The following is a 12225-nucleotide window of genomic DNA, read 5'->3' as shown; positions in this document are numbered from 1 at the left end:
CCGCGCCTGGGGCGCCGTCTCCAGCCGCGCCCGAAGCACATCGTGCTGGTCCACCACCGCCTGCACGGCACCGACCAACACCGCAAAGTCCATATCGGCCGGAGTCACCACCGCACTCGACTGCGCGACCCCGCCGACACCCTCCACACCCACCCGGCCCAGCAACTCCCACATCACCGGAGTCAACGGCACCTCACCCACGCCGGAGTCACCGCCGCGTATGACGACGCCCTCCGCCGTCACGGCGACGGTGGCCAGGCCCGCGGGGGTCCGGTGCTCGAAGACCTGCCGGGAGGTGATCACCAGGCCCGCGCGTCGGGCGTTGGAGACCAGCAGCATCGACATGATCGAGTCGCCGCCCAGCTCGAAGAAGCTGTCCTCCGCGCCCACCTGGTCCAGGCCCAGCACCTCACCGAACAGCCCGCACAGCACCGCTTCCAGCGGCGTTTCGGCGTCCCGGCCCTCACTGCGGCTCTCCTGGTCGGGCGCGGGCAGGGCGTGGCGATCGACCTTGCCGTTCGCCGTCAGCGGCATGGCGTCGAGCGCCACCGTCGCACTCGGGACCATGTACTCCGGCAGATGCACACCGGCGAACTCCCGCAGCGCCTCGCTGTCGAAGTCGCTGCCCCCGGCCGGGACGACATACGCCACCAGCCGCTTCTCACCCGGACGGTCCTCACGGACGACGACGGCGACCTGGCCGACGCTCTCATGCGCGGCGAGGACCGACTCGATCTCGCCGGGCTCGACGCGGAAGCCGCGGATCTTCACCTGCTCGTCCGCTCGGCCCGCGAACTCCAGTTGCCCGTCGACCGTCCAGCGGGCCAGGTCACCCGAGCGGTACATGCGCCCGCCCGGCACGAAGGGGCTGGCGACGAAGCGGTCGGCGGTCAGGTCCGGGCGGCCCACATAGCCTCGGGCCAGGCCGGGGCCCGCGACATACAGCTCACCCGTGACACCGGGAGGCAGGGGTCGCAGGTACTCGTCCAGGACGAAGACCTGCGCGTTGTCGATGGGCCGGCCGATGGCCGGGGGCGCGTCCTCCGGGGTGATCGCTTCGTCGAGCGGCACGGCGGTGGTGATGACGGTGGCCTCGGTCGGGCCGTAGGTGTTCCACACCCGCGCCCCGGCCCGCCACTTCGCCGCCAGGTCGGCGCTCAGGCGCTCCGCCCCCAGCACCCAGTTCTCGACACCAGGCACCGACTCCGGGTCCAGGACCCCGAGCAGGGACGGCACGACGCTGGCGACCTTCACCCCGGCGTCGCGGATCATCGCCGCCAGTGCCTCGGGCTCGGTGCGCTCCTCGCTGGAGGCGATGGCGAGGGTGCCGCCCGCCGCGAGGGTGACGGCCACGTCCAGCACTGCCGCGTCGAAGGAGAACGACGCGAACTGAAGCGCCGTCACCCCCTGGCCCACACCGAGCACGGGGCGCATCGCCTCGGCCAGGTTCACCACACCCCGGTGACCGACCGCCACGCCCTTCGGCCGCCCCGTCGAACCCGACGTGTAGATGATGTAGGCCAACTGCTCTGTCGTGAGGGACAGTTCGAGCGGTCCGGGCGACTCGGCCCCGATCTCGCCCACCGTGTCGGCTCCGTCCAGCAGCACCACATGCTCGGGACCCGACGGCACGTGGGCCGTGGTCTCCGCCGTGGCCAGGACCACCGATGCCTCGCTGTCGGCCACCATGTACGCGAGCCGGTCGGCCGGGTACTCGGGGTCGAGCGGCACATACGCGCCCCCGGCCTTCCACACACCCAGCAGTCCGACGACCATCTCCACACCGCGCGGCAGGCACAGGCCCACCCGCGACTCACGCCGCACACCGAGGCTCGCCAGATACCGGCCCAGTTGGTTGGCGCGTGCCTCCAACTCCCCGTACGACAACACCTGACCGCCGGAGCGCACCGCGACGGCGTCGGGTGAACGCTCCACGCAGGACTGGAACAGCTCCAGCAGGGTCCCTTCCGAGACCTGCTTCTTGGTGTCGTTCCACCGCTCTATCACGAGGGCCCGCTCCTCGGGGCCCAGTACGTCGAGGTCGCTGACCCGTGCCTGCGGTGCGGCCGCGATCTGCTCCAGCACCCGCACCAGGCGCTCGGCGACGGCCCGGACGGCGTTCGCGTCGAACAGGTCGGGACGGTAGTCGAGCCGGAGGCTCAGGTCCTCGGCCGGGTTGACGCCCAGGGCGAGCGCGAAGTTGGTCGACTCGCGCATACCGGTGCCGGTGAGCGTGAGCCCGTCGACGGACGGCGGTACCGCCGGGTCACCGGGGTAGTTCTCGAACGCCATCATCGTGTCGAAGGTCGCGCCGGGGCCGGTCTGGCGCTGAATGGCGCTCAGGCTCAGATGCTGGTGGTCCAGCAGCACCGACTGCTGCTCCTGCAAGTCCGTCAGCAGCTCGGCCAGGGTCTGCGCCGAGTCGAAACGCACCCGCACGGGGACGGTGTTGATGAACAGGCCGAGCATGTCCTCCATGCCGGGCAGATCGGCGGGACGCCCCGCGACCGAGGCACCGAAGACCACGTCACGACGCCCGGCCAACTGACCGACCACGAGGGCCCAGGCGGTCTGCACCACGGTGTTCAGCGTCACTCCGTGGGCGCGTGCCGTCTCCCGCAGTGCCTCGGCGAGTTGCTCGCCCGCGGTGACGGTGAGCATACGGGTCAGGGACGAGGAGGCGTTCGGCACGAGCGGTGCGACGAGGGTGGGTTCCTCCAGCCCGGCGAGTGCGTCCTGCCACGCGTCGCGGGCCGCCTGCTTGTCCTGACGGGTCAGCCAGGCCAGATAGTCACGGTACGGAGCCACGGCGGGAAGGGCGGACGCGCTGCCGCCGACGGCATAGCACTCCCACAGCTCCCGCATCAGGATCGGCAACGACCAGCCGTCCAGCAGGATGTGATGCAGCGTGATCATCATCCGGTAGCGGTCGGGACCGACCTTGACCAGCAGGATCTTCAGCAGTGGCGGCGTCGCGAGGTCGAAGCGGCGGGCTCGTTCCTCGATACCGATCCGCTCCGACTCCGCCCAGGCCGCCTCTTCCTCCAGCCCGGACACGTCCTCCTCGCGCCACGGGAGAGTCGCGTGGCGGACGACCATCTGGACGGGCTGTTCCATCCCGGCGAGCTGACGGAAGCCGACGCGCAGGCTGGCGTGGCGGTCCAGCAGTGCCTGCCAGGACGCACGCAGTACGCCGGTGTCGAGGCGTCCCGCCAGGTCGAGGATGATCTGCTCCACATAGGTGTCCTCGGCCTCCTCGTCGAAGAGGGCGTGGAAGAGCAGCCCTTCCTGGAGCGGGGAGACCGGCAGCACCTCCACCAGCCCGGGGATGTCCGCCTCCAGCTCCTCCACCTGCTCCTGATCCAGGGTGACGAGGGGGAAGTCGGAGGGGGTGTGCCCGCCGCTTCCGGGGCGCGTGACGTGAGTGGCCAGGCCGGACAGCATCGCCGCCCACGCATCGAGCAGGGCCTGCGCGGAGGTCTCCTCCAGCAGCCGCTCGGGCCAGGAGAGCGTGAGGGTCAGCTCAGGACCGTCCGCCAGGTCCTGCACCGCGCCCAGCACCTCCAGCGCATGCATCACCGGGAACGTCCCGGTCGCCTCGACGTCACCGGGCCCGGCCTCGCCCGTGGGCGCCCACTCCGGGAGCACACCGCTGTCCATGGAACCGGCGGACGATGCGGCGGGGACGCGGCCGAGGTAGTTGAACCCGATCTGCGAGACCGGCAGATCCGCTATGGCGGGCGCGGTCTCAGGGTTGAGGTAGCGGAGCATGCCGTAGCCGAGCCCGTCACCGGGAACAGCGCGCACCTGCTCCTTCACCCGCTTCAACACCTGCCCGGCCGCCGGGCCGCCGGCACGCACACCCGACACGTCGATCGTGCCGACGGCCAGCCGCACCGGGTGCGCACTGGTGAACCAGCCCACCGTGCGCGACAGATCCACACCCTCACTCAGCGGAACACGGCCATGCCCCTCCACGTCCACCAGAAACCCGTCAGCAGCCTGGACCTGGCCCTGGTTCCGGCTGTCGGCCCACTCCGCGACCGCAGCCGCCAGCCCCGCCAGCAGCACATCATCGACACCCGCATGGAACGCGGCAGGAACCGCCGTCAGCAGCGCCGACGTCACCCCGGACGGCACCGACACCGACACCCGACGCACCGACGCCTCAACATCACGCACCGGATCCACCGGCCCATCCGTCAACAGTGGGCCAGCACCCTCCAACAGCGCCTGCCACTCCGGCAGCTCCGCCACACGCCCCGCACCCACCGCCTGCGCCGACAACTCACGCGCCCAATGCCGGAACGACGTCGACACCGAACCCAGCACCGGCTCACGGCCTGCGGCCAGGTCCCCGTACGCCTCCGCCAGGTCGGGCACCAGCGCCTGCCACGACACCGTGTCCACCGCCAAGTGGTCCACGACGAGGACGAGCCGACCCTGCACCTCGGGCCCGGCATCCAGCCACACCGCCTGGAGCATCACACCGGCCAACGGATCCAGCCGCTCTGCCGCGGCCCGCACCTGCTCGGGCACCAGCAGTTGAAGGTCCTGCCCGGCAGCGTCCACCCGGCGCAGCAGTTCCTCTACAGCAACGGTGCTTGCCTCGGGAACCACCAGCCGCGCCTGGGGCACCATCTCCAGCCGCGCCCGCAGCACATCGTGGTGGGTCAGCACCGCGCGTACGGCTTCGGTCAGCACCGCGAAGTCCAGGTCGGCGGGGGTCGCCACCAGCGCGGGCTGGAAGACCTCGGCCAGGCTCTCCGGCGGCACCCGGTCCAGAAGTTCGTGCATCACGGGGGTCAGCGGCACCTCACCCACGCCCGAGTCGCCGCCGCCCACGGTGGCACCGTCCGCCGTCTCGGCGACGGTGGCCAGGCCCGCGGGGGTCCGGTGCTCGAAGACCTGCCGGGAGGTGATCACCAGGCCCGCGCGTCGGGCGTTGGAGACCAGCAGCATGGAGAGGATGGAGTCGCCGCCCAGCTCGAAGAAGCTGTCCTCGGCGCTCACCTGGTCCAGGCCCAGTACCTCACCGAACAGGTCGCACAACACCGCCTCAACGGGAGTCTCGGCCGCACGTCCCTCCACACCGCCGGCCACCTCGGGCGCCGGAAGCGCGGCCCGGTCAACCTTCCCGTTGACCGTCAGAGGCATGGCCTCCAACACCATCACCGTCGACGGGATCATGTACTCCGGCAGCACCAGCGCCACATGATCCCTCAGCGCCTGAGACTCCACCTCTCCCTCGACAACGACATACGCCACCAGCCGCTTCTCACCCGGACGGTCCTCACGCACGACGACGGCGGCCTGGGACACCTCCGGATGCGAGGCGACAACCGACTCCACCTCGCCGGGCTCGACCCGGAAGCCGCGGATCTTCACCTGCTCATCCGCTCGGCCCGCGAACTCCAGCAGACCGTCCGCCGTCCAGCGGGCCAGGTCACCCGACCGGTACATCCGGGCGCCCGACACGAACGGGTTGGCCACGAACCGCTCCGCCGTCAGATCCGGGCGGCCCACATAGCCGCGCGCGAGTCCCGCACCCGACACATACAGCTCACCCGTCACACCTGGAGGCACCGGCCGCAGGAACCCGTCCAGGACAAAGACCTGCGCATTGCCGATCGGGGCGCCGATCGCGGGCGGAGCGTCGTCGGAGGCGATGCCCTCGTCCAGGAGGGTGGCCGTGGTGATGACGGTCGCCTCGGTCGGGCCATACGTGTTCCACACCCTGGACTGAGCCCGCCAGCGCGCGGCCAGATCGGCACTGAGGCGTTCCGCGCCCAGCACCCAGTTCCCCACACCCGGCACCGACGTCGGTTCCAGCACCCCGAGCAGGGACGGCACCACACTCGCGACGCTCACCCCGGCCTCGCGAATCATGGTCGCCAGCGCCTCGGGCTCCAACCGCTCCTCGCTGGACGCGACGGCAAGCGTGCCGCCCCCACCCAGCGTGACGGCCACATCCAGCACCGCCGCATCGAACGAGAACGACGCGAACTGAAGCGCCGTCACGCCCTCCTCCACGCCGAGGACGGGACGCATCACCTCCGCCAGATTCGCCACACCACCATGCGCGACCGCCACACCCTTCGGCCGCCCCGTCGAACCCGACGTATAGATCACATAGGCAAGCTGCTCCGGTGAGAGAGGCACCTCGGGCGGCTCGGACGACTCCGACGCGACGGCCGCCGCGATGTCCGGGGCATCCAACGCAACCACGGGCACCGTGTCACCCGCGACCTGCGCCACCGTCTCCCCGACGGCCAGCACAACCGTGGCCGCGCTGTCGGACACCATGTACGCAAGACGGTCCGCCGGGTACTCCGGGTCGAGCGGCACATACGCACCCCCGGCCTTCCACACACCCAACATCCCCACAACCATGTCCACACCACGCGGCAGACACAGACCCACCCGTGATTCGCGCCCCACACCCAGACCCGTCAAATACCGGCCCAGACGATTCGCACGCGCCTCCAACTCCCCATACGACAGCACCTGATCGCCCGACCGCACCGCCACCGCGTCGGGAGCCGAAGCGGCCCAACCGGCGAACAGCTCCGGCACGGTACGCGCCGACACCGGCCGCGCCGTGTCGTTCCACTCCCCCACCACCAACGCACGCTCGGATCCCCTCAGCACCTCGATCTCAGCGAGCTTGAGATGGGGAGTCGCCACGATCTGCGCGAGTACCCGCGTGAGGCGGTCGGAGACCGCCTGGGCGGTGGATGCCTCGAACAGGTCGGGGCGGTAGTCCAGCCGCAGGCCCAGATCGTCGTCCTCCGGGACGACGCCCAGGGCGAGGGCGAAGTTGGTCGACTCCCGGAGTTCGACGTCCGCCAGCGAGAGTGCCTCGATGGACGGGGGAACGGCGGGGTCGCCGGGGTAGTTCTCGAAGGCCATCAGGGTGTCGAAGGTGGCGCCGGGCCCAGCCTGTCGCTGGATCTCGGTGAGGCCCAGGTGCTGGTGTTCCAGCAGCTCAGACTGCTGGAGCTGCAACTCCGTCAGCATCCCGACGACGGTCTGCGCCGGGTCGAAGCCGACCCGCACCGGCACCGTGTTGATGAACAGGCCCAGCATGTTCTCCATGCCCGGAAGGTCTGCGGGCCGACCCGAGACCGTCGCGCCGAAGACGACGTCACGGCGTCCGGCCAACTGTCCGATCACGATCGCCCAGGCCGCCTGCACGACGGTGTTCAGCGTCACCCCGTGTGTACGGGCCAGCTCGCCCAACGCACCGGCCAGCTCCGCGCCGGTGCGGGTGTTCACCCTGCCGAGGGAGGTGGCCTCCGCCACGGCCGGGGCGGCCGGAGCCACCTGCGTGGGCTCTTCCAGACCGGCGAGTGCGTTTTGCCAGGCGTCGCGGGCCGCCTGCTTGTCCTGACGGGTCAGCCAGGCCAGATAGTCGCGGTGCGGGGTCACCGTGGGCAGGGCGTGTGCGGATCCGTCGGCCGCGTAGCAGTCCCACAGCTCCCGCAGCAGGATCGGCAACGACCAGCCGTCGAGCAGCAGGTGATGGAGCGTCACCATCATCCGGTAGCGCTCGGCACCGACACGCACCAGCGCGATCCTCAGCAACGGGGGCCGCGCCAGCTCAAAGCGCTGCGCGCGCTCCTCGCCGCTGATCCGCTCCGACTCCGTCCAGGCGGCCTCCGCGTCGAGCCCGGAGAAGTCCTCCTCGCGCCAGGGCAGAGACACCTGCCGGGCGACCGTCTGTACGGGCTGCTCGCGCCCCGCCAGATGACGGAAGCCCACCCGCAGGGCGGCGTGCCGGTTCAGCAGTGCCTGCCACGATGCTCTCAGCACCCCGGCGTCCACCGTGCCCCGCAGATCGAGCACCATCTGCTCGACGTAGATGTCCTCCACCTGCTCGTCGAAGAGCGCGTGGAAGAGAAGCCCCTCTTGGAGGGGCGAGACGGGCAGCACGTCGACCAGTTCGGGGACGTCCGCCTCCAGCTCCTCCACCTGCTCCTGGTCCAGGGCGACGAGGGGAAAGTCGGAGGGGGTGTGTCCGCCGTGCCCGGGGCGTGCCGCATGCGTGGCCAGCCCGGACAGCATCGCGGCCCATGTATCGAGGAGGGCCTGCGCTGAGGTCTCGTCCAGCAGCCGTTCGGGCCAGGAGAGGGTGAGGGTCAGCTCGGGTCCTTCGGCGCGGTCGTGCACCGCGCCCAGCACTTCGAGGGGGCGCATCACCTGGGCGCGGGCGGCGCTTCCTGCGCCCAGCCCACCGTCGGTCAGCTCCCACTGTCCGTCGCGCCCGGCGAAACGGCCGAGGTAGTTGAATCCGATCTGGGCCGAGGGCAGCTCCGCCATGGTGGGCGCGGTCTCGGGGTTGAGGTAGCGGAGCATGCCGTAGCCGAGCCCGTCACCGGGCACAGCGCGCACCTGCTCCTTCACCCGCTTCAACACCTGCCCGGCCGCCGAACCACCAGCACGCAGATCCGCCGGGTCAAACCCACCCGCCGCCAACCGCACCGGCTGCGCACTGGTGAACCACCCCACCGTCCGGGACAGGTCCACACCCTCACTCAACGGGACACGGCCATGCCCCTCCACATCCACCAGAAACCCGTCAGCCGCAGCCTGGACCTGGCCCTGGTTCCGGCTCTGGGCCCACTCCGCGACCGCAGCCGCCAGCCCCGCCAGCAGCACATCATCGACACCCGCATGGAAGGCGGCAGGAACCGCCGTCAACAGGGCCGACGTCACCCCGGACGGCACCGACACCGACACCCGACGCACCGACGCCTCAACATCACGCACCGGATCCACCGGCCCATCCGTCAACAGTGGGCCAGCACCCTCCAACAGGGTCTGCCACCCCGGCAGCTCAGCAACACGCTCCGCACCCACCGCCTGCGCGGACAACTCACGCGCCCAATGCCGGAACGACGTCGACACCGGACCCAGCACCGGCTCACGGCCTGCGGCCAGGTCCCCGTACGCCTCCGCCAAGTCGGGCAGCAGTACGCGCCAGGTGACGCCGTCCACCACCAGGTGGTCGGCCACGAGGAGCAGCTTTCCCTGTGCGTCGGGGCCCGCGTCCAGCCACACCGCCTGAAGCATCACACCGGCCAACGGGTCCAGCCGGTGTGTCGCAGCGCGTAGCTGCTCGTCCACCACACCGCTCAGCGCACGGCCCGACAGGTCGGCCGTGTCCACCCGCCGCACCCACCCTGCTGCCTCGACGGCGCCCGCCTCGGGAACCACCAGCCGCGCCTGGGGCACCATCTCGATCCGCGCCCTCAGCACATCGTGACGATCCACCACGACCTGCAACGCCTGCGTCAGCAACGCGAATTCCAGGCCCGCCGGGACCGTGACCAGGGCCGACTGGAACACCTCGCCAAGGTCCTCCGGTGCCACCCGGTCCAGCAGCTCCCACATCACCGGAGTGAGCGGGACCTCGCCGGTGGGCGCGTCGACGGTCGCGCCGGCGGCAGGGCTGAAGTCTTCGAGAAGGGGGACGGCGACGGAGGCGAGTCCGGCTGGTGTCCGGTGCTCGAAGACCTCACGAGTGGTGATCACCAACCCCGCACGGCGGGCTCCGGACACCAGCAGCATCGACAGGATCGAGTCGCCGCCGAGTTCGAAGAAGCTGTCCTCGGCCCCCACCTCGGCCAGCCCGAGCACCTGGCCGAACAGGCCGCACAGCAACGCCTCCACCGGTGTGGCAGCGGCCCGGCCCGTCGGGCGGCTCTCCGGCTCGGGTGCGGGCAGTGCTCCACGGTCCACCTTGCCGTTGACGGTCAGCGGCAGCCGCTCCAGCAGCACCACCGACGGCACCATGTACTCCGGCAACCGCTCTCCCGCGTACTCCCGCAGCACACCAGCGTCGAAGTCGTCGTCACCGGCCGGGACGACATACGCCACCAGCCGCTTCTCACCCGGACGGTCCTCACGCACGACAACGGCGGCCTGGCCGACACGTTCGTGGGAGGCGACAACCGACTCGATCTCGCCGGGCTCGACGCGGAAGCCGCGGATCTTCACCTGCTCGTCCGCACGGCCCGCGAACTCCAGCAGACCGTCCGCAGTCCAGCGGGCCAGGTCACCCGAGCGGTACATGCGGGTGCCCGATACGAAGGGGTTGGCCACGAACCGCTCGGCGGTCAGGTCCGGGCGGCCCACGTATCCGCGTGCGAGTCCCGCGCCCGATACATACAGCTCACCCGTCACACCAGGAGGCACCGGTCGCAGGAACCCGTCCAGGACGAAGACCTGCGCGTTGCCGATCGGGGCGCCGATCGCGGGCGGGGCATCCTCCGAGGTGATGCCCTCGGGCAGAAGCACGGTCGTGGTGATGACGGTCGCCTCGGTCGGCCCGTAGCTGTTCCACACCCGCGCCCCGGCCCGCCACTTCGCCGCCAGGTCGGCGCTGAGGCGCTCCGCACCCAGCACCCAGTTCTCCACACCAGGAACAGACCCCGGCTCCAGCACCCCAAGGAGCGAAGGAACCACGCTGGCCACCTTCACACCAGCCTCGCGGATCATCACGGCCAGCGCCTCGGGCTCCAACCGCTCCTCGCTGGACGCGATAGCGAGCGTGCCACCCCCGCCCAACGTGACGGCCACATCCAGCACCGCCGCATCGAACGAGAACGAGGCGAACTGAAGCGCCGTCACACCCTCCTCCACACCGAGGACGGGACGCATCACCTCCGCCAGATTCGCCACACCACCATGCGCGACCGCCACACCCTTCGGCCGCCCCGTCGAACCCGACGTATAAATCACATACGCCAACTGCTCAGGCGCGACAGACACCGACAACGGCTCAGACGACTCCGCCGCGATCGCCGCCCCGGCCCTGTCCAGCAAAAGTGTCCGCGTGGCGCCCATGGGCACCCCGGTCACCGTTTCCTCCGTGCCCAGAACGACCGTGGCACCGCTGTCGGACACCATGTAGGCCAGCCGGTCCACCGGGTACTCGGGATCGAGCGGCACATACGCGCCCCCCGCCTTCCACACACCCAACATCCCCACAACCATGTCCACACCACGTGGCAGACACAGACCCACCCGCGACTCACGCCCCACACCCAGACCCGTCAAATACCGGCCCAGACGATTCGCACGCGCCTCCAACTCCCCGTACGAGACCGCCTCGTCACCACACCGCACCGCCACCGCACCCGGAGCCGAAGCAGCCCACCCGGCGAAGCGGTCGATGACCGTCCCTGCGGCAATGGGCTGGTGGGCGTCGTTCCAGTCCCCGATCACGCGGCCGTGCTCGTCCTCGTCCAGCACATCGAAACGTCCGACGGGCGCCGTGGGTTCGGCCGCCGACCGCTCCAGGAAACGCAGGAAGGACCGGTGCACACCTCGTACCCACTCGCGGTCGTACAGCTCGGCGTTGGCCTCGAGGACGATGCGCAGGCCCTCCTCCTCCGAGGAGCCGTCCACCAGCACACCGAAGTCCTCGACGCGCCGACTCGACAGGTCGCGCACCACACCACGGGCCTCGCCGAACAGGAGCTGCCCGCCCGTGGGAACGATGTTCACGTACGGTCCGAAATGCCAGCGCTCGCCCTCCGGCCAGCTCAGCTCACGCCGCAGCCGCTCACCACGGAAACGCTGGTGTTCCAGCAGCGCACCGACCTCCCGCGCGGCGTCCGCCGCCAGCTCCGCCGGGCTGGACTCCGCCCGTACCGGCAACCGCAGCGGCAGCATGTTCGCCATGGTGCAGGGCGTCCGCCGCTCCGCCTCGCTGAGCCTGCCGGTCACCGGCAGGCTCAGGACCACCTCGCCCGCGCCCGTCAGCCGGGCCACGTAGGCTCCCACGGCCGCGATGACGAACCGTGTCCACGTCACCCCCGCTTCCTCGGCCGCCGCGCGCACGGCTGCCACGACGGAGGGCGGGACATGGCCCGACTCACGCAGTACCCCGCTCGCGCCGGTTTCCTCAGCGGAGGCCGTCGAACGGTGGCCGGGAATGCTTACCAATTCGGGCCGGTCAGCGAAATGTTCGTGCCAATACCGCTGGTCCTCCGCATACACATCTGAATCCCGGTATGCGGTCTGCTGCTCCGTCAGCTCGCGCAGCGGGGTGTGCGAAACCTCGCCCACCGCCCCGGAATCGGCGCTCCCACCGTGGAGCGCCGTATAAACCTCCGCCACTCGGCGCGCCACCAGGGAACAGGCGAAGCCGTCCATCAGAAGGTGGTTGTAGCACTGGAACCACAGAAAACGATCAGCAGCGAGCCGGATGAGGAA

General features: G+C 70.5%; 1 protein-coding gene (only partly in view). It reads right to left on the bottom strand.

Translation table 11 applies throughout. The features are described from left to right. A protein-coding gene (locus tag ACWGJ2_RS20705; RefSeq protein WP_453347679.1) for a non-ribosomal peptide synthase/polyketide synthase crosses the window boundary here: on the bottom strand, positions 1-12219 show its 5' portion. Its footprint begins 10599 nt before the window's first position; 12219 of the gene's 22818 nt are visible here — the first part of the coding sequence; it begins with the start codon at positions 12217-12219; the stop codon falls past the left edge of the window. Positions 12220-12225: the final 6 nt, after the last annotated feature.

It is taken from the genome of Streptomyces sp. NPDC054796, assembly GCF_053611545.1.
This window is presented reverse-complemented; position numbering and strand designations above follow the sequence as displayed.